This is a genomic window from Tatumella sp. JGM94, assembly GCF_018257595.1.
Classification (GTDB): domain Bacteria; phylum Pseudomonadota; class Gammaproteobacteria; order Enterobacterales; family Enterobacteriaceae; genus Tatumella; species Tatumella punctata.
The window spans coordinates 1-21,225 of record NZ_JAERJN010000029.1 but is presented as its reverse complement, the minus strand read 5'-3'; the positions used below and the strand labels follow the sequence as shown (position 1 = coordinate 21,225).

Annotated in this window: 20 protein-coding genes; 7 read left to right on the top strand and 13 right to left on the bottom strand. The window is 48.9% G+C overall.

The annotated features are described in order from the left end of the window. Positions 1 to 14: 14 nt before the first annotated feature. The 12 genes from atpH to ravA all read right to left on the bottom strand — a co-directional run bounded on the left by atpH (position 15) and on the right by ravA (position 11,333). On the bottom strand, positions 15 to 548 hold the full coding sequence (gene atpH / locus JK216_RS16005; RefSeq protein WP_212709099.1) for a F0F1 ATP synthase subunit delta: 534 nt from the start codon (positions 546 to 548) through the stop codon (positions 15 to 17). Between the two features lie 14 nt (positions 549 to 562). Then, positions 563 to 1,033, bottom strand: coding sequence for a F0F1 ATP synthase subunit B (gene atpF / locus JK216_RS16000; RefSeq protein ID WP_212709098.1), 471 nt, complete (start codon positions 1,031 to 1,033; stop codon positions 563 to 565). Positions 1,034 to 1,149: 116 nt separating this feature from the next. Then, positions 1,150 to 1,389 (bottom strand): F0F1 ATP synthase subunit C, encoded by a 240-nt coding sequence (gene atpE, locus JK216_RS15995; protein WP_212709097.1) that lies wholly within the window; start codon positions 1,387 to 1,389, stop codon positions 1,150 to 1,152. A gap of 49 nt (positions 1,390 to 1,438) precedes the next feature. Continuing rightward, positions 1,439 to 2,257, bottom strand: a complete 819-nt coding sequence (gene atpB / locus JK216_RS15990) for a F0F1 ATP synthase subunit A (protein WP_212709096.1) — start codon at positions 2,255 to 2,257, stop codon at positions 1,439 to 1,441. A gap of 8 nt (positions 2,258 to 2,265) precedes the next feature. Beyond that, entirely contained in the window at positions 2,266 to 2,646 is a 381-nt protein-coding gene (atpI, locus tag JK216_RS15985; protein ID WP_212709095.1) for a F0F1 ATP synthase subunit I, read from the bottom strand. A 663-nt stretch (positions 2,647 to 3,309) separates the two neighbouring features. Further along, positions 3,310 to 3,591: a hypothetical protein gene (locus JK216_RS15980; protein WP_212709094.1), complete on the bottom strand. Its 282-nt coding sequence runs from the start codon at positions 3,589 to 3,591 to the stop codon at positions 3,310 to 3,312. A 635-nt stretch (positions 3,592 to 4,226) separates the two neighbouring features. Then, a complete protein-coding gene (gene rsmG / locus JK216_RS15975) occupies positions 4,227 to 4,847 on the bottom strand; it encodes a 16S rRNA (guanine(527)-N(7))-methyltransferase RsmG (protein ID WP_212709093.1) in 621 nt (206 codons plus the stop codon). Between the two features lie 58 nt (positions 4,848 to 4,905). Next, on the bottom strand, positions 4,906 to 6,795 hold the full coding sequence (gene mnmG / locus JK216_RS15970) for a tRNA uridine-5-carboxymethylaminomethyl(34) synthesis enzyme MnmG (protein ID WP_212709092.1): 1,890 nt from the start codon (positions 6,793 to 6,795) through the stop codon (positions 4,906 to 4,908). Positions 6,796 to 7,232: 437 nt separating this feature from the next. Then, on the bottom strand, positions 7,233 to 7,673 hold the full coding sequence (gene mioC / locus JK216_RS15965) for an FMN-binding protein MioC (RefSeq protein ID WP_212709091.1): 441 nt from the start codon (positions 7,671 to 7,673) through the stop codon (positions 7,233 to 7,235). Between the two features lie 154 nt (positions 7,674 to 7,827). Beyond that, on the bottom strand, positions 7,828 to 8,289 hold the full coding sequence (gene asnC, locus JK216_RS15960) for a transcriptional regulator AsnC (protein ID WP_212709118.1): 462 nt from the start codon (positions 8,287 to 8,289) through the stop codon (positions 7,828 to 7,830). Positions 8,290 to 8,379: 90 nt separating this feature from the next. Next, positions 8,380 to 9,840 (bottom strand): ATPase RavA stimulator ViaA, encoded by a 1,461-nt coding sequence (gene viaA, locus JK216_RS15955; protein ID WP_212712117.1) that lies wholly within the window; start codon positions 9,838 to 9,840, stop codon positions 8,380 to 8,382. Further along, positions 9,837 to 11,333 carry an ATPase RavA gene (gene ravA / locus JK216_RS15950; protein ID WP_212712116.1) on the bottom strand — a complete coding sequence of 499 codons (1,497 nt, stop codon included), beginning with the start codon at positions 11,331 to 11,333 and terminating at the stop codon, positions 9,837 to 9,839. Before ravA ends, viaA begins: the two co-directional genes overlap by 4 nt. 262 nt (positions 11,334 to 11,595) lie before the next feature. Between ravA and kup the strand changes: the two genes are divergently transcribed. The 7 genes from kup (at position 11,596) to rbsR (ending at position 19,569) form a co-directional block, all read left to right on the top strand. Then, positions 11,596 to 13,464, top strand: a complete 1,869-nt coding sequence (gene kup, locus JK216_RS15945; RefSeq protein WP_212709088.1) for a low affinity potassium transporter Kup — start codon at positions 11,596 to 11,598, stop codon at positions 13,462 to 13,464. A 306-nt stretch (positions 13,465 to 13,770) separates the two neighbouring features. Then, positions 13,771 to 14,190: a D-ribose pyranase gene (gene rbsD / locus JK216_RS15940; RefSeq protein ID WP_212712115.1), complete on the top strand. Its 420-nt coding sequence runs from the start codon at positions 13,771 to 13,773 to the stop codon at positions 14,188 to 14,190. A 7-nt stretch (positions 14,191 to 14,197) separates the two neighbouring features. Beyond that, positions 14,198 to 15,706, top strand: coding sequence for a ribose ABC transporter ATP-binding protein RbsA (gene rbsA, locus JK216_RS15935; protein WP_212709086.1), 1,509 nt, complete (start codon positions 14,198 to 14,200; stop codon positions 15,704 to 15,706). Further along, on the top strand, positions 15,706 to 16,674 hold the full coding sequence (rbsC, locus tag JK216_RS15930) for a ribose ABC transporter permease (RefSeq protein WP_212709117.1): 969 nt from the start codon (positions 15,706 to 15,708) through the stop codon (positions 16,672 to 16,674). Before rbsA ends, rbsC begins: the two co-directional genes overlap by 1 nt. Before the next feature lie 25 nt (positions 16,675 to 16,699). After that, positions 16,700 to 17,575: a ribose ABC transporter substrate-binding protein RbsB gene (gene rbsB, locus JK216_RS15925; protein WP_212709085.1), complete on the top strand. Its 876-nt coding sequence runs from the start codon at positions 16,700 to 16,702 to the stop codon at positions 17,573 to 17,575. A gap of 60 nt (positions 17,576 to 17,635) precedes the next feature. Next, on the top strand, positions 17,636 to 18,565 hold the full coding sequence (rbsK, locus tag JK216_RS15920; protein ID WP_212710916.1) for a ribokinase: 930 nt from the start codon (positions 17,636 to 17,638) through the stop codon (positions 18,563 to 18,565). A 2-nt stretch (positions 18,566 to 18,567) separates the two neighbouring features. Beyond that, positions 18,568 to 19,569: a ribose operon transcriptional repressor RbsR gene (gene rbsR / locus JK216_RS15915; RefSeq protein WP_349290173.1), complete on the top strand. Its 1,002-nt coding sequence runs from the start codon at positions 18,568 to 18,570 to the stop codon at positions 19,567 to 19,569. Here rbsR and mdtD read toward each other — a convergent pair. Further along, the gene (gene mdtD, locus JK216_RS15910; protein ID WP_212709083.1) at positions 19,566 to 20,963 is read right to left on the bottom strand and encodes a multidrug transporter subunit MdtD; all 1,398 of its coding nucleotides are present in this window, start codon (positions 20,961 to 20,963) and stop codon (positions 19,566 to 19,568) included. The two genes, rbsR and mdtD, sit on opposite strands and share 4 nt — an antisense overlap. Positions 20,964 to 21,225 lie beyond the last annotated feature (262 nt).

The window sequence follows — 21,225 nt, the reverse complement described above, 5'->3', positions numbered from 1 at the left end:
ATGCTCCAGTCCCCTTAAGACTGCAAGTCGTCTGCCAGACGGTCAAGACGGCCACGTACGCTGCCATCAATGACCATGTCACCAGCCTGGATGACTACGCCCGCAATTACAGACTTATCGATTTTGCAATTCAGCTTAACTTTGCGTGATAAACGTTTTTCCATCGCAGCACTGATTTTAGCCAGCTGCTCTTCACTCAATTGATTGGCTGAAGTTACATCAACCTCTGCAATCGCTTCATAAGCGTCACGTAATTGAATGAATTGTTCCAAAACAGCAGGAAGCGCTTTCAAACGTTTATTATTTGCCATTACCTTAATCAGGTTCTGACTATTTTCATCGAGTTGATCACCACAGATGGCAATAAAGGTTGATGATACTGTTTCTGGCGCTTTCGCACCGGAAAGAAGTTCAGCAACTTGTTTATCACTTGCAACATCTGCAGAAAATGCCAGCATGCTCTGCCAGCGATCAATACTTTGATGCTCAACAGCAAAGTCAAAAGCTGCTTTGGCGTAGGGGCGAGCTACAGTAGTAAATTCAGACATCAGCCCCTCCCTCCTTACAGTTCAGCGACCAGTTTATCAACGATGTCGCTGTTAGCAGCTTCATCAACGGAACGCTCAATAATCTTCTCGGCACCCGCAACGGCCAGCAACGCTACCTGCTTACGTAATTCTTCACGTGCACGTTTACGTTCGGCATCAATTTCGGACTGAGCCTGAGCTACGATTTTGTGACGTTCAGCTTCAGCTTCGGCTTTTGCTTCATCCAGAATCTGGGCACGACGTTTATTTGCCTGCTCGATAATGACCTGAGCATCTTCTTTGGCTTTTTTCAGCTGTTCGGACGCATTAGCCTGAGCGATATCCAGGTCTTTTTGAGCGCGTTCTGCAGAAGCGAGACTATCAGCAACTTCTTTCTGACGTTTCTCGATAGCTGCCATAATCGGCGGCCATACGTACTTCATACAAAATGCGACGAACAGGATAAACGCAATGGCCTGGCCGAGGATTGTTGCATTAATATTCACAGCACAATGCCTCTTGTTAAGTTAGCTTGCTCTGCCGTTACCAACGTATTGGTAAACGGCAGAATTCGTTCATTCGCATAAAATCGCGATATGAACAACCGTATTACCAGGCGTGACTAGGCGACAGCAAACATCACGTAGAGACCCAGACCTACAGCGATCATTGGGATAGCATCCACCAGACCCATAACAACAAAGAACTGAGTGCGCAGCAGAGGAATCAGGTCAGGCTGACGAGCAGCACCTTCCAGAAATTTACCACCGAGGATGCCGATACCGATCGCAGCACCGATTGCCGCCAGACCCATCATCACAGCGGCAGCCATGTACAGCAGATCCATACTCACGTTTTCCATGACAGTCTCCAGTTTGTTTCAATAAATTCAGTAGTGTTGAGATAAAAAATCAATGTTCTTCAGATGCCATCGACAGATAGACAATCGTGAGGACCATGAAAATAAACGCCTGTAACGAGATAATCAATATGTGGAAAATGGCCCATGGCACATTCAGAACCCACTGTGACCACCACGGTAACAGTCCCGCAATCAGGATAAAGATCAGTTCACCCGCATACATGTTACCGAACAGTCGCAGACCGAGAGAAACCGGTTTGGACAGCAGGCTAACACCTTCAAGAATCAGGTTGATGGGGATAAAGATCGGGTGGTTGAAAGGCTGCAGAGTCAGTTCTTTAGTAAAACCACCCACGCCTTTCATTTTGATGCTGTAAAACAGAATCAAAATAAATACGCCCAGCGCCATAGATAATGTCACATTCACGTCAGCGGACGGCACAACACGTAATGCCGGCAAACCAAAGACATGCTCGCCCAGATAAGGCAGCAGATCGATTGGTAACAAATCCATGAAGTTCATTAAAAAGACCCAGACAAAAATAGTCAGAGCCAGCGGGGCGATAAGTTTGCTTTTGCCGTGATACATATCACGAACGTTGCCATCGACGAAACCAACAACCAGTTCAATAGCCGCCTGCAGTTTTCCCGGAACACCGCTGGTGACATGTTTTGCCACTTTACGGAACAGTACCAGAAAGACCAGACCCAGTACGACAGAGAAAAACATGGAATCCAGGTTTAACGTCCAGAAAGTTGCCGGAGCGTCGTGCGCATTCACCAACTGGAAAGTACGTAAATCAAGCTGCAAGTGTTGCAGGTGATGACTTATGTATTCCTGTGGGGTTGAGATTTCTCCTGCGGCCATGATGCATCTTACCCTTTTTTGTTAATTACAACCGGTGCAATGATTTGCACCACCAGCACCGATAACCAGCTCAGTCCAAGAGGCCAAAACACCGCCCCGAACACACCCAACGCCACAACAAGCAATACGATGGTGGTGAATACCTTGCAGACTTCACCTAATGCAAAAGTCCAGGCAACACGCCCTTTAGCCGGTGATTGCCCTTGCAGGCGCCAGGCCAGAAACGTAAACAGGACAGCCGGCAACCAGGCCGATAGCCCCCCTGCCAGAGCAGAAGCTCCCCAGTGAATGCTTTTCAAAGTAAAGAGAATACTGATGAGTAAAACGATCACCAATTGAATAAGCAGCACTGTCCTGGCTAATCTCAAACTATAAAGAGATACAGACATTACTTTCTTACTCTCCTTTACTTATGTTGGGTATATCGTGTGTTCTACACAAACTGCTGTGATCACCCCCGAAGAGATGAACAGCAAAAGCCGTGCAAATTATACGGGGCACTCCTGCGATTTCAATCTGTAAGTAGAGAAAAGGTGAACAATTATTTAAATTTCTTTCTGAAAAGGTGTTTTCACCAATAATCTTCGCCAAAAATCGCAGAATACAAAGAGACTGCCCGATCTGATGGCCTCTTTTCCTCGGTGTTTTATGAACCGGAGACGATACTACACCCTGAAAAAACAATTAGCCTTACATTTATTGCTGTTATTTGAAGGTTAATCATTTCATTTATTTATCATTTATTTTACATACCTGCCACGGCGCAATGACCAGACCGCGTCAGTATATTAAAAAATAAAAGGAAGTTATAAAATAAACACGGGGTTTTTAGCGCAGCAGAATATGCAGTCTGATAACAATACTAATTTAACCGCAATAAATCACGTGGCAAAAAAGCAGGAATAGCAAAAAATGCAGGTGTCTTCAGAGAATCTGTCCGCAAATAATAAAGAGGCGCTGATCGGGTCAGCGCCTCTGACATGATACAAATCAGTCACGTCTAAAAATGCAGATGCTAACGACAGAGAGAATAAAATCTCCCGGCTTACACATCAGCTGGCCAGAAATTTTTTAGCATTATCGACAATGCTCACCACCCCAAGACCGATACCGGTCGTGGCAAGAATCGGGCTCAGACCAACAATCGCCCCGATACCTGCGCCAAGCAATGCGCCGGAGGTTTTAAAGCTCAGCGACTGGCCTTTAAGGGCACCGACCCCGGCATCAACGATAGAGCCAATGGTGAAACCCAGTAAGCCACCGACAGGTCCGGTAACCAGAGTAAACAAACCACCACTGATCTGAGTGGTTTCTGTTATTGAAAGTTCTTTCATGTAATATCCTTATTTTCAGAAGATAAATACTGTTCCGGTGTTAACAATATTGTCCGGCCCGGTAACAGCCGGGTAACCTTACCCGCTGGCACACTAAATCAAATAAAATACTTAGTAAACAAAAGGATAATTATTAATAAATTCTGATTTGTCTTTATTTCATATCGTTCATTAGTCATCAGTTTTTCTGTTTAATTAAGGAATAATAATTACAGACCGCATGGCAGATAATCAGGTAACTTCAGGAAATCATGGCAGGAAACGAATAAAAACATAATAAAATCATGATGATAAAAAATTTTTCAGGAAGCACTGTTTATCCGGACTGAATAAACTGAATAAAACAGCACACCGGAAAAAATCTGTCCCCCGGAATACACATCTGTCCAGACAGACGAATATATCCGGCAAGTAATTAGCATGCTATTTATTAACGTAAAGTGATTTGTTAGCGGATATCTGCTGAGATACAGACCCGCAGGCAGCGGCAGAGAGTGTGAAATGAATTATTTCTGTGGTTCCGGCAGCCATTAACAGTTACAAATATCGTACTTAAATATATTTTATGTGATTTTTATCACATAAAATATATTCTCCCGGCGGCAGCGCCCTGCCCTGCCGCCGGGCAGGCCGATTTATTTTTGCTTTAAAATAACCAGATGACGTTCACCTTCCAGCTCAGGGACCTGTAGCGAGACCAGTTTTTCAACACTCAGGTTTGCGGGTAATTCCGCCAGCTCATCTTCGGGCACAACACCTTTTAACGCATAAAAACGTCCCTGCGCAGGTGCGGGTAAATGATGACACCAGCTGACCATATCCTGCAGTGAAGCAAATGCCCGACTAATCACCCCGTCAAACAGTGGCTGATCGGTAAATGCCTCTGCCCTGCTCTGTACCGGAATAATATTGTCCAGTTTAAGCTCATGCTGCACCTGGCGTAAAAAGCGGACCCGTTTCCCCAGACTGTCGAGCAGAGTGAAACTGGCTTCAGGACAGACAATCGCCAGTGGAATTCCCGGCAAACCGGGGCCGGTACCGACATCGATAAATTTGTTCCCTTTCAGATACGGTGCAACCACAATGCTGTCCATAATGTGACGAACAAGCATCTGCTGCGGATCACGAACCGAGGTCAGGTTATAAGCTTTATTCCATTTATCCAGTAAGCCCACATAACTGACCAGTTGCTGTTTTTGCTGATCGGTTAAGGAAATACCGGCCTTACTGAGTAATGCGGAGAGAGTATTAATCACGGGGAAATTCCTGTTGTCAGGGGCAGCCTTACAGCGGCCCCTGTTTATAGCTGAGGGCTCAGGCACTTTTACGCAGCAGGCCCTGTTTTTTCAGATAGATCAATAAAATTGAGATTGCGGCCGGAGTGATCCCGGAAATGCGCGATGCCTGACCAATTGACGATGGTTTATGATCGTTAAGCTTGGCAATCACTTCATTTGAAAGTCCGCTGACATTCCGGTAATCAAGGTCAACCGGCAACAGGGTATTCTCATTACGCTGCTGACGTTCAATCTCTTCTTTCTGACGGGCAATATACCCTTCGTATTTCACCTGAATTTCCACCTGCTCAGCAGCCAGTGGATCGCTGACCGCTGGCCCGAAAGCAGGCAATGACATCAGCTGAGAATAGGTCATTTCAGGGCGACGCAGTAAATCTTCGCCATTGGCTTCTTTTGTCAGTCCGGTACTCAGCAGTGAATTAACCTGCGAGACAATATCCGATTTAGGATGAACGTGAATATCCCGTAAACGCTGACGTTCCAGTTCAATCGATTCCAGTTTCTTATTGAAACTGGCCCAGCGTTCATCATTCACTAACCCCAATTCACGGCCGATGGACGTTAAGCGTAAATCGGCGTTATCTTCACGCAGCATCAGACGATATTCTGCACGTGAGGTAAACATACGGTAGGGTTCTTTGGTTCCCAGGGTACAGAGGTCATCCACCAGCACACCGAGATACGCTTCATCACGACGCGGCGTCCAGCCTTCTTTGTCCGCAGAAAAACGCCCGGCATTTAACCCTGCCAGTAATCCCTGGGCCGCAGCTTCTTCATAGCCGGTAGTGCCGTTAATCTGCCCGGCAAAAAACAGACCGTGGATATATTTACTTTCCAGGGTCGGTTTCAGGTCACGCGGGTCGAAGAAATCATATTCAATGGCATAACCCGGACGGATAATCTTTGCATTTTCCAGGCCCTGCATAGAACGGACGATTTTCATCTGTACATCAAATGGCAGACTGGTAGAAATACCGTTCGGGTAAATTTCGTTGCTGGTCAGCCCTTCCGGTTCGAGGAAGATCTGATGCGCATTACGATCGGCAAAACGCATCACCTTGTCTTCAATTGACGGACAGTAACGTGGCCCGATCCCTTCGATCACTCCGGCATACATCGGGCTGCGATCGAGGTTATCACGGATCACATCATGGGTTTTTTCATTGGTATGAGTGATATAACAGGCCATCTGTGCCGGATGATCGGATGCTTTCCCCATAAACGAGAACACAGGCACCGGATTATCACCATGCTGTGCAGCCAGCACAGAAAAATCGATGGTTCTGGCATCGATACGCGGCGGTGTACCGGTTTTCAGACGACTGACCCGTAAAGGCAATTCACGCAGTCTGCGGGATAACGGGATAGATGGCGGATCGCCGGCACGACCACCACTGTAATTATCCAGTCCGATATGAATTTTTCCGTCAAGGAAAGTCCCGACGGTCAGTACCACGGCTTTAGCACGGAAACGGAGCCCCATCTGAGTTACAGCACCAACGACCTGATCGTTTTCCACAATCAGATCTTCAACGGCCTGCTGGAAGATCATCAGGTTTGGCTGGTTTTCCAGTGCGGTACGTACAGCCTGCCGATAGAGTACTCTGTCAGCCTGTGCCCGTGTAGCACGCACCGCAGGGCCTTTGCTGCTGTTTAGTATTCTAAACTGGATGCCCGATTTATCGATAGCTTCGGCCATCAGGCCACCCAGCGCATCGACTTCTTTCACCAGATGCCCTTTGCCGATCCCACCGATCGCCGGATTACATGACATTTGTCCCAGCGTATCGATATTGTGGGTCAGTAGCAGGGTTTGCTGACCCATTCGGGCAGCGGCCATTGCGGCTTCTGTTCCCGCATGACCACCACCAATGATGATGACGTCAAAAGGATCTGGATAAAACATGAAACGATACCTCGGTAGATTAACGGTTGGGAGCATATCCCGGCAGTGGATTCTACTTAAATTCCAGCGCATGGGAAAGTGGCAGGATCGTAAGGGTTTAAAAGAAAGATCTTTATTTTATGTATGATCTTTCTGTTAGATCTCTTATTAGGATCGCCCGATCCTGTGGGTAAGTGTCAATTCTTTATAGTTAACAGCAGTCTGAGATAGATCCAATGCTGTGAATGATCGGTTGATCCGTAACGTATAAGCTGAGATCAAAATCGCTACTTATACACAGCACAAAAAATCGCCATCGGTTATTCATTGGATAACTACCGGTTATCAGCACAATAAAGGGGTACTTATCCACAGAGCCCGGGAAAAAAAACAGTAAAAAACAGGACAATTGACCGTGGATCCTCATAAATAAACGATCAACAACCGTGTCAGTGATCTCAAATCAGGCTTTTCCAGTCGGCTAACCACTCGCTGGCCGGATCTTCCGGGACATCATGTTGCAGAACATCAATTTCCAGACGATCGCCGATCCTGGTGGCCCCAAGGGACTGCAGTAGTTGATCAATACTTCTGATCGCGCCACAAAACAGATCATACTCATGATTACCTAAGCCGATAGCACCATAGCGTACCGCGGAAAGATCCGGTTGCTGTTCTTTTAATTGTTCAAAGAACGGTAAAAGATTGTCCGGGACTTCACCGGCACCATGGGTTGAGGTTATCAGTAACCAGGTTCCGGTGACTGGCAGGTCATCAAGCGCCGGGCCATGCAGAATTTCAGACGAAATTTCTTCCTGTTCGAGTAATGCTGCTAATTCTTCAGCCACATATTCGGCACTTCCCAGGGTGCTGCCTGTGATAAACGTGATATCCGCCATCAGTCTTCCCTCAGTAAAAGGCAGCATTGTACGCTGTGATCAAGCCGTGATCCACCTGTGGACAACAAGGTTATTCATTTTTATTTTACGGGGAAATTGCAGAGAAAGCAGGGACCTGGTGGATGGATAAGGTTATCCACACAGATCTGTCTGATCAGGGCTTTATCGTACGGCTGATAGGGTTTTGCAGGGAGATAAGTGTTTCTGTGGACTGAATTTCATCAATGGTCTGAATCTTATTGATCAGCACCTGTTGCAGAGCATCAATAGAGCGGCACATCACTTTAATAAAAATACTGTAATGTCCGGTGGTGTACCAGGCTTCAACCACTTCATCCAGCGCCCGGAGTTTGCTCAGGGCTGCCGGATAATCACGGGCACTCTTCAGAATAATACCGATAAAACAGCACACATCGAATCCCAGTTTTCTTGGGTCAACATCAATACGGGTGCCGAGAATAATACCGGCCTGACGCATTTTTTCGACCCTGACATGAACAGTGCCTGCGCTGACATTAAACTGTTTTGCCAGCTCTGCGTAGGCGGTTCTGGCATTATTAAGTAATACGTTCAGGATATCGCGATCGAGTTGATCCAGTTGCAGCATATCGGCCATCATTTGTCCTTTCTAAATCTGTCGCGGGCGGTGTGTTCTGCCGTCCCCCTGGGATGATGTATTGACAGTAATCCGGGAAATATCCGCTGTCTAGCGTTTCAGGTATCTCAGCAGGCGGGTTCTGAGGCGGGTATCGAATTTCCATATATGGTCAAATATCTGCAATATTCCGGGTTTCCCATGGGCTGACATACAGACTGCGTGGAAACGCTGCTGGCTGTGTTGCTGATGGTGTGTAACCCGTTTGATCAGCACCTCCGGCAGATGCTGAGCTATAAAATCTGAAATAATGACTGCATCAGCATCCTTCCAGGCCGGGTTTTCCATGCTGTCCAGTACCCTGTTAAGGCACTTTGCGATATCGGTTCCTCCGCGAAAACGCTGGCTCAGAAAACGCACGGCCTGTTCCAGTCCGTTCTCTGTGGTCAGCTCATAATGGATCACGTCATGGGCAAACAACATAATGAAACAACCGCGGTTTTCGGCCAGCGCGATTTTTAGTAACGCCAGGCAAAATGCTTTAGCACAGCGTTCATTAAACCCGCCCATGGAACCGGAGGTATCCACACAGACAATAAACGGCCCTTTTGGCTGTTGATCCTTATGTCTGTAGATCACCGGCCGCTGGCGGATATCATCATGTACAGATTCCCCCTGCAGCTGGTAGGTAAGCAGACGCTTTTCCACCAGCCGCCGGTAGAATTCCAGTTCGAGCTCACTGATACTCAGTGCCGCCAGTTCCGTGGGGAGTAACCGCAGAATATCGTCACTTTGATGAATACCACAGACTTCTTCCGGCAGTGTTTCAGTTTTATGTACCTGCACAATCTGCTGGCCCGGCGGTGCGTTTTCTGCCGGGAGCGACTGTGCCTCTCTGCTGCGGCCTAACCGGGCAGCCAGTGTCTGTAATTCCGGACAGGTATTCAGAAATTCACTGTATTGCAGAATCAGCCCCGTATCCCCTTTTCCCGGTGGCGATTTACTCATATCCCACAAATGGCCGGCTGCCGTTTCCTCGTTGCCGTCTGATAACGGTGAAAGCTGGCTGGACAGGGTCATACGCTGTTGTAACTCAGTAATAAGTTTATCTCGCTGTTGCTCCAGCAGCCCCTCATTTAAGGTGACGGTCTGCAGTGTCAGACTCTGGCGCCAGCGCTGAAAAAATAAGCTATGTTGCGCAGCTGTCAGTAGCTGGTCGTCAGCCCCGGTGACCAGTCTGTTTGCCTCCTCCCTGAACGGAGAGCCGAGCTGTTCCAGCCGGAGCAATGTATCGGACATATTCTGGCTGAAATGATAAAGACTGAATGACTTTTGCAGGGTGAACAGCTGAAACTCCTGTGCCAGGCTGGCCGGTACAGGCGTATTTTTTTGTTCTTCGCTGATAGCGGCTTTAATATCCGGTAATTCTTTCAGCAGCGCTTTTTTAAGGCCGGGGCTTTTTTCGAGAAAAATAACTAATTGCGGTGCCGCCAGCAGTGCCGACAAAAAGTCATTGAGGGTGTCGGCATCACTGTAGGTCAGCAGACTGAGCAGAGAATCAATGGAGATCATTGGGTTTCCTGTTCTATCTGTTCTGCCACATCCTGCAGGCTTTGCTCAATAATCGCCAGCCAGTCATTATCAATAAATAAACATTGCTGATGCTGACGGAAAAGTAACCGCTGGGTTTGTAGCCGGTCTTTGAGCTCATTCAGGCCGCGGGTTATTTCTTCCGGTATCTCGCGCAGAGTCTCGCGCGGAAGTACACTCAGTAAAGAGGATTGCAGGCTGATATCCCTGATATTGAGACAGTCCCGGTCATCAATATACAAGTCCAGAGGTTGTGCAAAGCCGATACCATTCAGCTGCCCTTTTATTTCGCCGCCCCTGGCCAGCCACTGGTTCAGTTCCTCTTTGCTGACCACAAGATGGTTACTCTTCTGTTCATGCAGGATCAGGGGATTTTGCAGGATCAGTGTCAGTTGTTCACCTTCCCCTAAGGCCGGTAAAATATGGTGATGTTTACGGCTAAATAACCTGCTCTGCTTTTCCAGTTTCAGCGCCTGATCGAGGTTCATCTGTTGTTGCAGTGCAAATTTACGGGTCTGTAACTGACGAAGCTTGATCAGTAAAGGCTGTTGCTCAAAAGCGTAGCCTGTCAGTAATCCTTTAATTTCCCGCTCTGTCAGTTGCATTGATGCCTGGTCATGCCACAGGCAGTCTTTCAGTAAAATAATATCAACCGGTGCAATCGCCTGGCGGCCGCTGAAAAAAGCACTTGCCTGCAGCAAGTGGATCGCCTTCTTCCAGCGACGATCAGAAATATAAGGCGCATCAGGCAGGCTCTCCAGCTGACGGCGTAACTGATAGATAAGGTCGAAGACATTATCCGGCAAGCTGACTTTGAGGATCTCTTGCTGCCACTGGTGATACTCATCGTCAGTGATACGCAGAGACTCTTCTGCGGCGGTGAACGGGGCGTCAGGCGACGAGATAAGCACATTGCGGAAATTATTTTTACTGCTGACATTATCAAGACACAGACGGATCAGCATACGGTCATACAGTGCCGACAGGCCACTTTCTGCATCGGGTAATTCATTCGACGCCGCAATCAGCAGCCTCATCGGTATCGTCGTTTCGTTATCACCGTTACGAAAGCGGCGTTCATTAATGGCCGTCAGCAATGTATTGAGTATTGCCGGGCCAGCCTTCCATATTTCATCAAGAAAAACGATTTCGGCGTCGGGAAGATATCCTTTGGTCAGGCGCTGATAACGGCCTTCGTCTTTCAGAGCCTGTATCGATAACGGTCCGAAGACTTCTTCGGGAGTGGAGAAGCGAGTCATCAGATATTCAAAAGCCTTGGCATCGCGAAAGGCATACTTTATCCTGCGCGCGATCAGGCTCTTTGCAATCCCCGGAGGACCCATCAGAAAAACACTCTCACCGGCTAATGCCGCCAGCAGACATAACCGGATAGTGTGGTGTCTTTCATACAGACCTTGTTCCAGCATATTACTGAGCCGTGTAATTCTGTCTGCTAAGAGATGAGTCAGTGCCATAATACGAATTGAGTCCTTGTAATAACTGCCTGAGACTTGACCGCCGGGATAGCTGTCATTAAAAGATCACCACTGCCTGCAGGTGCTTTTATCTTTATGATTTTTTTTACGGAGTATGGTTCCCCGGTGATAAGCGTATGGATTTTAGATGCCATTGTCTGATAATCGGGTGGGTTTTTATATTAATAAGTGCATACTGTGCCACTTTGGTAACGAGTGAAGCATGTATTTACGGGATTGGTTAAAAACAAGATAAAATGATATGAGCTCAAATAACAAACAATCAACTGGCGCATTGACGCTGGCAGCGATAGGTGTGGTGTATGGTGATATTGGTACCAGCCCGCTGTATACACTGCGTGAGTGTCTTTCGGGACAATTTGGTTTTGGCATCGAGCAGCAATCGGTTTTTGGATTTTTGTCATTAATTTTCTGGCTATTAATCCTTGTCGTATCGTTAAAATATATCTGCTATGTCATGCGGGCGGATAATGCCGGTGAAGGCGGGATTCTGACGTTAATGTCTCTCGCCGGCCGGAATACCAGTGCGCGGATTACCGCCGTGTTATTGATTATGGGGCTGGTGGGGGGAAGCTTCTTCTATGGTGAAGTTGTGATTACCCCGGCAATATCCGTAATGTCAGCAATGGAAGGGCTTGAAATTGCCGCTCCGTCTCTGGACCCTTATATCGTACCGCTTTCAATTGCTGTACTGACGTTACTGTTTCTGATCCAGAAGCATGGCACCGGGCTGGTCGGTAAGATGTTTGCCCCGGTGATGGTGTTATGGTTCCTTGTACTGGCAGTTCTCGGGGCGAAAAGTATTATCAGCAATCCGGTAGTTCTGCATGCACTTAATCCCTGGTATGCCATTGAATTCTTCATCCACTATAAAAGTGTGTCGTTCTTTGCTCTCGGGGCGGTGGTTCTGTCGATTACCGGTGTTGAAGCATTGTATGCTGACATGGGGCATTTCGGTAAATTGCCGATCCGTATTGCCTGGTTTGGTGCGGTATTGCCTTCTCTGGTGATCAACTATTTTGGTCAGGGTGCACTGCTGTTAGCACACCCTGAAGCGATTAAAAACCCTTTCTTCCTGCTGGCACCGGACTGGGCCCTGATCCCGATGTTACTGCTGGCAACCCTTGCGACAGTTATTGCTTCTCAGGCCGTTATTTCCGGCGTATTTTCACTGACCCGTCAGGCGGTACGGCTGGGGTATTTACCGCCGATGCGTATTATTTATACCTCTGAAATGGAGTCCGGACAGATTTATGTTCCGGTGATTAACTGGCTGCTCTATTTTGCTGTGCTGGTGGTTATTATCTGTTTCCGTCATTCCAGCAACCTTGCGGCGGCTTATGGTATTGCGGTGACCGGAACCATGATCCTGACGACAATATTGTCCTGTACCGTAGCGCGTAAAAACTGGCACTGGAATATTTTCCTGGTCTCACTGATTTTTATCGTCCTGATGTGTGTCGATGTTCCGCTGTTCAGTGCTAACCTGGTGAAAATTTTCTCCGGAGGCTGGCTACCGCTTTGTCTGGCGCTGGTGATGTTTATTATTATGACCACCTGGAAAAGTGAACGCTTCAGGGTACTGCGGCGGATGCATGAACATGGTAATTCTCTGGAAGCCATGATTGCCTCGCTGGAAAAGAATCCTCCGGTCAGGGTTCCGGGAACGGCGGTATTTATGTCCAGGGTACTGAATGTTATTCCGTTCGCAATGCTGCATAACCTGAAGCACAACAAAGTATTACATGAGCGGGTAGTCTTGTTGACGCTGCGTACCGAAGATGCCCCTTACGTACATAATGTACGACGGGTCACTATTGAACAGTTATCACCGACCTTCTGGCGGGTGGTTGCCAGCTATGGCTGGCGTGAAACCCCGAATGTCGAGGAAATTTTTCACCGCTGCGGACTGGAAGGACTTAATTGCCGGATGATGGACACCTCTTTCTTTATGTCGAGAGAGTCGCTGATCCTCGGGAAGCGGCCATGGTATCTGCGGTTGCGCGGTAAGCTATTTATGGCGTTACAACGCAATGCACTACGGGCTCCTGATCAGTTTGAAATCCCGCCTAACCGGGTGATTGAACTGGGGACTCAGGTCGAGTTCTGATGCACGGGAGCGGTCTGAAAACTGACCGCTCCCTTCCCCCTGACATGTTGCCCGGAGAATCCTTTCCCCGTCGCCTGATAACCGCAGGTTTTTTGTGTCACCGCAGGTTATGGATATTTTGTATCGCCGTGACCGGTGACCTCTCTTTCCCGTCCTTTTTTCCTCCGCCGGAATATGATCATGGATGCGGTGTACTGCCTCTGCGGAATGTTTAGAGGGTGCTCACATTTTCACCGCAGGCTGGTTGTTATCTCCTCGTCCCTGTCTAATATGCAGCCATCGAAACGTTTCGACAGCGAGTGAAACATGAAAAAAGGCACCTTACTGAATGCTGAGATTTCGGCAGTTATCGCCCGAACAGGCCACACTGACAGTCTTACCATCAGTGATGCAGGCCTGCCTGTTCCTGCTGGTCCGCAGCGTATTGATCTTGCGCTGACTCAGGGTGTTCCCGGTTTGTTGCAGGTAGTCCAAACGGTAACGGACGAAATGCAGGTTGAGAGTGTCTTTCTTGCGGAGGAGATAGTGCAGCATAACCCGCAGCTGCACAGTGAATTGCTCGCCCTGCTTGAATCATTGCAACACCATCAGGGAAATACTATCGATATCAGTTACCTCAGCCATGAACAGTTCAAAGAAAAAACACAACATAGTCAGGCTATTGTCCGCAGCGGTGAGTGCTCCCCCTATGCGAATATTATCCTTAACGCTGGCGTGACCTTCTGAGGGTGTTATGCAACCGTTACTGCAGCTTAAAGGCATTGATAAATCTTTCCCCGGAGTTAAAGCGTTATCCGGGGCCGCGCTGTCCGTCTATCCGGGGCGTGTGATGGCACTGGTGGGCGAAAACGGTGCCGGGAAATCCACCATGATGAAAGTCCTGACCGGGATCTATGCTCGTGACGCCGGAAGCCTTAAATGGCTGGGGAAAGAAACGACCTTTGACAGTCCTAAGGCATCGCAGGCAGCAGGGATCGGCATTATCCATCAGGAGCTCAATCTGATCCCGCAACTGAGTGTTGCAGAAAATATTTTTCTGGGACGGGAATGTATCAACCGTTTTGGGTGTATCCAGTGGAAAAAGATGCACCGGCAGGCTGAACGGTTAATGAAACGCCTGAATCTGCGTTTCAGCAGCGATAAGCGGGTGGGTGACTTATCAATTGGTGATCAACAGATGGTTGAGATTGCCAAAGTACTGAGTTTTGAATCCAAAGTCATCATTATGGATGAACCCACGGATGCACTGACCGATACGGAAACCGCCTCCCTGTTCCGAGTGATCAATGACCTCAAGGCTAAGGGCTGCGGTATTGTTTATATCTCCCACCGGATGAAAGAAATTTTTGAAATCTGCGATGACGTAACGATTTTCCGCGACGGTCAGTTTATTGCCGAGCGTGAGGTGACTACGCTGCGGGAAGAGTCGCTGATAGAAATGATGGTAGGCCGTAAGCTTGAAGATCAGTATCCGCGACTGAATAACCCCCCCGGAGATATTCTGCTGACTGTCGAACATGTGAGCGGACCCGGCATTGATGATGTCAGCTTTACCCTGCGTAAAGGCGAAATCCTTGGTGTGGCAGGTCTGATGGGCGCAGGGCGTACAGAATTAATGAAGGTTCTTTATGGTGCTTTGCCGCGCAGCTCCGGAACGGTGATACTGGACGGAAAAAAGGTGACAGTACGCTCACCGGAAGAAGGCCTGATTAACGGTATCGTCTATGTTTCTGAGGATCGTAAGCGTGACGGTCTGATACCGGGTATGTCAGTAAAAGAGAACATGTCACTGACGGCCCTTAAGTATTTCAGTCACCGCGGGGGATGCCTGAAACATACGGCAGAACAACTGGCGACAGGGGACTTTATCCGATGGTTTAACATCAAAACCCCTTCGGTAAATCAGTCGGTTGGCCTGCTGTCAGGCGGTAACCAACAGAAAATAGCGATCGCCCGAGGCCTGATGACGCGGCCCGTGGTGCTGATCCTTGATGAACCGACACGCGGAGTGGATGTCGGTGCGAAGAAAGAAATTTATCAGCTGATAAACCAGTTTAAAAAAGAAGGGATGAGTATCATCCTCGTCTCTTCTGAAATGCCGGAACTACTGGGGATCAGTGATCGTGTGCTGGTGATGCACGAAGGGCGGCTAAGCGGTAATTTCCCGATTGAGCAAGCGTCTCAGGAAATTCTGATGTCGGCAGCAGTAGGTAAATATGATAACGCGGAGACGGCATCATGATGAGTACAGACTCAATTCCTTCACACCGTTTACTCACTAAGGCCTGGCTGCTTGAACAGAAATCGCTGATTGCGCTTCTGGTGCTGATTGCCATTGTTTCTGCCATCAGTCCCGGCTTTTTTACCGTAGCTAACCTGCTTAATATTCTGCAACAGACCTCGGTGAACGCCATTATGGCCGCAGGGATGACGCTGGTTATTCTGACTTCAGGTATCGACCTTTCCGTCGGTGCGCTGCTGGCGCTGACCGGTGCCGTGGCGGCATCACTGGTTGGCCTGGAAATTAATGGGCTGGTGGCGGTGGCTGCTTCGCTGGCACTGGGTGCATTTATCGGAGGGATTACCGGAACGATTGTCGCAAAAGGAAAGGTCCAGGCGTTTATTGCCACGCTGGTTATGATGTTACTGCTGCGTGGTATCACCATGGTCTATACCGACGGTAGTCCGGTGAGTACTGGCTTTAATGAAAATGCTGATTTGTTTGGCTGGTTTGGTATTGGCCGGCCGCTGGGGATCCCGACCCCCGTCTGGCTGATGGCGATTGTTTTCCTGGCGGTATGGTACATGCTGCATCACACCCGGCAGGGGCGCTATATCTATGCGCTGGGTGGAAATGAAGCAGCGACGCGTCTTTCAGGGATCAGCGTGGACCGGGTAAAAATTATTGTTTATACGCTGTGTGGCATGCTGGCTGCACTGGCTGGAATTATCGAAGTGGCGCGCCTTTCTTCCGCGCAGCCAACCGCAGGAACCGGCTATGAGCTGGATGCCATTGCGGCTGTGGTTCTTGGCGGCACCAGTCTGACCGGGGGTAAGGGGCGGATTACGGGAACCCTTATTGGCGCGCTGATCCTTGGCTTCCTGAATAACGGGCTGAATTTGCTCGGTGTTTCCTCTTACTACCAAATGATCGTCAAAGCGGTAGTGATTTTACTGGCGGTGCTTGCAGATAACAAAAAAAGTAACTAACTGATTACCCTACAGGATAACGCATATGAAAACACTAACGGCACTGGCCTTATTGTTAGGCGCAACCTTAACCTCTCAGGCGATGGCGAAACAGACGATTGCACTGGTGATATCCACACTGAACAATCCTTTCTTTGTTTCATTGAAAGACGGTGCTAAGCAAGAAGCAGATAAGCTGGGTTATAACCTGCTGGTACTGGATTCACAGAATAACCCGGCGAAAGAGCTGGCAAACGTTCAGGATTTGATGGTGCGTGGCGCCAGCGCCATATTGATCAACCCGACTGATTCTGACGCGGTGGGTAACTCGGTAAAGATTGCCAATCAGGAAAATATCCCGGTGATTACGCTTGACCGCATAGCTCATCGTGGGAAGGTTGTCAGTCATATAGCTTCTGACAACCGTGCGGGTGGTAAGCTGGCCGGAGACTTTATCGCGGAGCAACGGGGAGAGGGTGCGAAAATCATTGAGTTGCAGGGGATTGCCGGAACGTCGGCCTCTCGTGAGCGTGGTGAAGGTTTTAAACTGGCGGCAGATGCCCATAAATTCAAAATTATCGCCAGCCAGCCTGCTGATTTCGACCGGACTAAGGGGCTGAATGTGATGCAAAACCTGCTGACCGTTCATCCTGATGTACAGGCTGTATTTGCTCAGAATGATGAAATGGCGCTGGGTGCATTACGGGCATTACAAACTGCCGGTAAGTCTGATGTAGTCGTGGTGGGTTTCGACGGTACACCCGACGGGGTGAAGGCGGTTGAACAGGGGAAACTGGCTGCCACGATAGCTCAACAGCCAGAGCTGATAGGTAAAATCGGTGTAGAAACAGCGGATAAAGTGCTTAAAGGGCAAAAAACAGAACAGCTGCACCCTGTAGGTCTGAAACTGGTTACTCAATAAATTAAACGCAGTATGGCATGCGCCGCCTGGGGTGGCGCAGTTATCCGGACGGTTATCTTAATGAAAAATAACGGTAAACTGGCAGTTCTTGGCAGTATTAATGTGGATCATATTCTGAATCTGGAGCAGTTTCCTCAGCCGGGAGAGACCCTTGCGGGGCAGCAGTATCAGGTTGCATTTGGCGGAAAAGGGGCGAATCAGGCAGTGGCTGCCGGACGCAGTGGCGCAGATATTGCTTTTATTGCCTGTATCGGAAACGACGATATTGGTCAGCGTATCCGTCGGCAACTGGCTGATGATGGTATTGATGTGGCGCCGGTAGCAGCCGTTAACGGTGAGTCAACCGGTGTTGCGCTGATTTTTGTTAATGCTGACGGCGAAAATAGCATTGGTATTTTCGCCGGGGCGAATGCAGCCCTGACACCTGAGTACCTTGTACAACATCATCAGGTCATTGCCGATGCGGATATACTGTTGATGCAGCTTGAATCTCCGCCAGAGACTGTACTGGCAGCGGCGCGTATTGCCCGTCAGAATCAGACCCGGGTGATACTGAACCCGGCACCGGCTACCGTTCTTTCCGATGAGCTATTGTCGCTGGTGGATATTATTACGCCAAATGAAACCGAAGCGCAGATCCTGACGGGAGTGGCGGTCACAACTGATGACGATGCCGCGAAAGCCGCTGCAGTGTTACATGAAAAGGGTATTGGTTCTGTGCTTATCACCCTTGGCAGCCGTGGCGTATGGCTGAGCGAACAAGGCAATGGTCAGCATATTCCGGGGTTTCGTGTTAAGGCGATAGATACTATCGCAGCAGGAGACACCTTTAATGGTGCATTGAGCACGGCATTACTGGAAAAGAAAACGATAACTGAGTCGGTGCATTTTGCCCGCGCCGCTGCCGCTATCGCGGTTACCCGCCGTGGTGCACAGCCTTCAGTACCCTGGCGGCAAGAAATTGATCGATTTTTGCTAACCCGGGGGTAAACGTGGCTACGATGAAAGATGTTGCCCGGCTGGCCGGCGTATCAACATCTACCGTATCGCACGTGATTAATAACAACCGGTTTGTCAGTGAAACGATCCGCGGGAAAGTGACTACGGCAATCAGTCAGCTTAACTATGCCCCTTCCGCATTGGCGCGCAGTCTGAAAATGAATCAGACCCGCACTCTGGGGATGTTGCTGACGACCAGCAGTAACCCGTTTTATGCAGAAGTTGTGCAAGGGGTGGAACGCAGTTGTTATGAACGGGGATACAGTCTGATTCTGTGTAATACCGAGGGGGATAAGGACCGGATGGATCGCAGCCTGGAAACGTTGCTACAGAAGCGCGTCGATGGGCTGTTAATTATGTGCACCGAAAGTCGCCGGCCTTCTGTTGAAATCCTCGGGCGTTATCCTTCAATTCCTGCAGTGATGATGGACTGGGCACCGTTTGACAGCAGCAGTGACGTTATTCAGGATAACGCCTTGCAGGGCGGAGGAATGGCCACCCGGCATCTTATTTCCTGTGGTTATACACGTATTGCCTGTATTGCCGGGCCTCAGGATAAAACGACAGCACGTCTGCGTCTGAAAGGATATCAGCATGCTATGGCGGCAGCGGCGTTGCCGGTTCCTGCCGGGTATATTGTTGAGGGGGACTTTGAATTCCAGGGCGGCTTCCATGCGATGCAGCAACTGCTGATGCTAAATCCGCGCCCTCAGGCTGTATTTACCAGTAATGATGCTATGGCTGTCGGGGGGTATCAGGCGCTTTATCAGGCCGGGCTAAGGATCCCTCAGGATATGGCAGTTATAGGATATGATGATATTGAGCTGGCCCGCTATCTGACACCGCCTCTGAGTACTATACGTCAGCCGAAAGATGAACTGGGTGAACTGGCCATTGATACATTACTTCATCGGATGAAGATGCCCGATGCCAGCCAGCAGTTGCTGGTGCTGACACCGGAGTTAATGGTACGGGCTTCGACGGGGAACCGTTAACCTTTCTTCTTCGCGCGGTCATGTATCAGATTCTTACCGTCAACGGCTTTTAACTGCAGGAAGACCAGTGCAGAAATCACCGTAATAATCCCCATGGTCAGGAAGGTGGCATGGAAGTGGCTTAATACAGTGCCATCAAAGTTCTGCCAGAAGCGTAATACTGCGGCACTGACCGCCACTCCGAAACTGATCGATATTTGCTGAGTGACAGCCAGCACACTATTTCCTGCACTGGCATTTTCGTCAGTTAAGTCAGCCAGAGTGATGGTATTCATCGAAGTAAACTGTGTGGACATAAACATTCCCATCACAAACAACGGGAGCAGTAGTGCCCATAACGGCAAGTCCGGGGATTGTAATGAAAAGCTGGCAATAAACAGTCCGATGATAAAAGTCACTGCAACCAGCGTCCGCCGGTATCCCAGCAAACGTAGTACCCGTGTCACCAGAGATTTTGCCAGCATCGATCCTAATGCGGTCGGTACCATAATGCAGCCGGCCAGCAGCGCCGTATAACCGAATCCCAGCTGTAACATTAATGGCATCAGAAAGGGAATACAGCCGGTCCCCAGCCGGGATGCAATATTCCCGATGATACCAATAGAGAATGTTCGGGTCTTAAACATAGGCAGGCCAATCAGCGGTGCGCTGTGTCCTCTGGCATGCCATACATAGGCGATTAATAGCAAAATCCCTGTGATCAGGATAGCGGCTGCCAGCAGTCCCGAGACCAGCTGTTCACCGAGTAATTCAATTCCGATAGAGACCGACACCAGACCGAAACCGAACAGTAAGAAACCTGCGGTATCAAAGCGGCGTTTTGGTGTCGTAAAGTCCGGCATATATTTGCGAGCAAAGACAACACCGGCCAGCGCGATAGGAATATTAATCAGGAAAATCCAATGCCAGGTCGCATAGGTTACCAGTACCCCGCCAAGTACCGGTCCTAACACCGGCCCAATAAGCCCCGGCATAGTCACAAAGTTCAGGATCGGTAATAACTCACTGCGTGGATAAGCCCGTAATAGTGCCAGGCGAGCGACCGGCATCATCATTGCACCACCGATCCCCTGAATGACCCTCGAAGTGACCAGCATCGACAGTGAGCCTGATAATGCACAGAGTAATGACCCCAGAGCAAACAAACTGACCGCAACGATAAATACTTTACGGGTACCAAAGCGATCAGCCAGCCATCCGCTGACCGGAATAAGCATAGCGACAGTTAATGTATAACTGATAACTGCCGATTGCATGGCCAACGGGGGGCGATCAAGGCTATGGGCAATCGCGGGTAATGCGGTATTCAGAATTGTTGCATCCAGTGATTGCATAAAGAAAGCCATCGCGGCTATCCATGGCAAACCAGCCATACTACGAGCGGTACGAACCATTGAGTATCCTTTTGGCTTGAAGGGCCTGTCCTCAGATGCCCTGTCTACAGACTTCTTTCATTATTCTAATGTGTTTTCCCTGAGAGTAATAAATTTGCAGAAAAAAAACGCAATTATTAGTGTCTTTTGCGGGATAACTGCTGTTTTTTCCATCTTTTGCATAAAAACCCGCCAGTCAGTCATTGATTTAAAATAAACCCTTGCCAGAAAAAATTAACTCCCTATAATGCGCATCCACTGACACGGCAAAGCGCGATGCGCA

Excerpts from the sequence above, each read along its gene's own strand:
- JK216_RS15980 (WP_212709094.1), bottom strand. The coding sequence starts at position 3,591 with ATGAAAGAACTTTCAATAACAGAAACCACTCAGATCAGTGGTGGTTTG.
- atpI (WP_212709095.1), bottom strand. The coding sequence starts at position 2,646 with ATGTCTGTATCTCTTTATAGTTTGAGATTAGCCAGGACAGTGCTGCTT.
- ravA (WP_212712116.1), bottom strand. The coding sequence starts at position 11,333 with ATGGCACTGACTCATCTCTTAGCAGACAGAATTACACGGCTCAGTAAT.
- mnmG (WP_212709092.1), bottom strand. The coding sequence starts at position 6,795 with ATGTTTTATCCAGATCCTTTTGACGTCATCATCATTGGTGGTGGTCAT.
- mioC (WP_212709091.1), bottom strand. The coding sequence starts at position 7,673 with ATGGCGGATATCACGTTTATCACAGGCAGCACCCTGGGAAGTGCCGAA.
- rbsC (WP_212709117.1), top strand. The coding sequence starts at position 15,706 with ATGAGTACAGACTCAATTCCTTCACACCGTTTACTCACTAAGGCCTGG.
- atpE (WP_212709097.1), bottom strand. The coding sequence starts at position 1,389 with ATGGAAAACGTGAGTATGGATCTGCTGTACATGGCTGCCGCTGTGATG.
- mdtD (WP_212709083.1), bottom strand. The coding sequence starts at position 20,963 with ATGGTTCGTACCGCTCGTAGTATGGCTGGTTTGCCATGGATAGCCGCG.
- asnC (WP_212709118.1), bottom strand. The coding sequence starts at position 8,289 with ATGGCCGATATGCTGCAACTGGATCAACTCGATCGCGATATCCTGAAC.
- atpH (WP_212709099.1), bottom strand. The coding sequence starts at position 548 with ATGTCTGAATTTACTACTGTAGCTCGCCCCTACGCCAAAGCAGCTTTT.
- atpB (WP_212709096.1), bottom strand. The coding sequence starts at position 2,257 with ATGGCCGCAGGAGAAATCTCAACCCCACAGGAATACATAAGTCATCAC.
- kup (WP_212709088.1), top strand. The coding sequence starts at position 11,596 with ATGAGCTCAAATAACAAACAATCAACTGGCGCATTGACGCTGGCAGCG.
- rbsD (WP_212712115.1), top strand. The coding sequence starts at position 13,771 with ATGAAAAAAGGCACCTTACTGAATGCTGAGATTTCGGCAGTTATCGCC.
- viaA (WP_212712117.1), bottom strand. The coding sequence starts at position 9,840 with ATGATCTCCATTGATTCTCTGCTCAGTCTGCTGACCTACAGTGATGCC.
- rbsB (WP_212709085.1), top strand. The coding sequence starts at position 16,700 with ATGAAAACACTAACGGCACTGGCCTTATTGTTAGGCGCAACCTTAACC.
- rbsK (WP_212710916.1), top strand. The coding sequence starts at position 17,636 with ATGAAAAATAACGGTAAACTGGCAGTTCTTGGCAGTATTAATGTGGAT.
- rbsA (WP_212709086.1), top strand. The coding sequence starts at position 14,198 with ATGCAACCGTTACTGCAGCTTAAAGGCATTGATAAATCTTTCCCCGGA.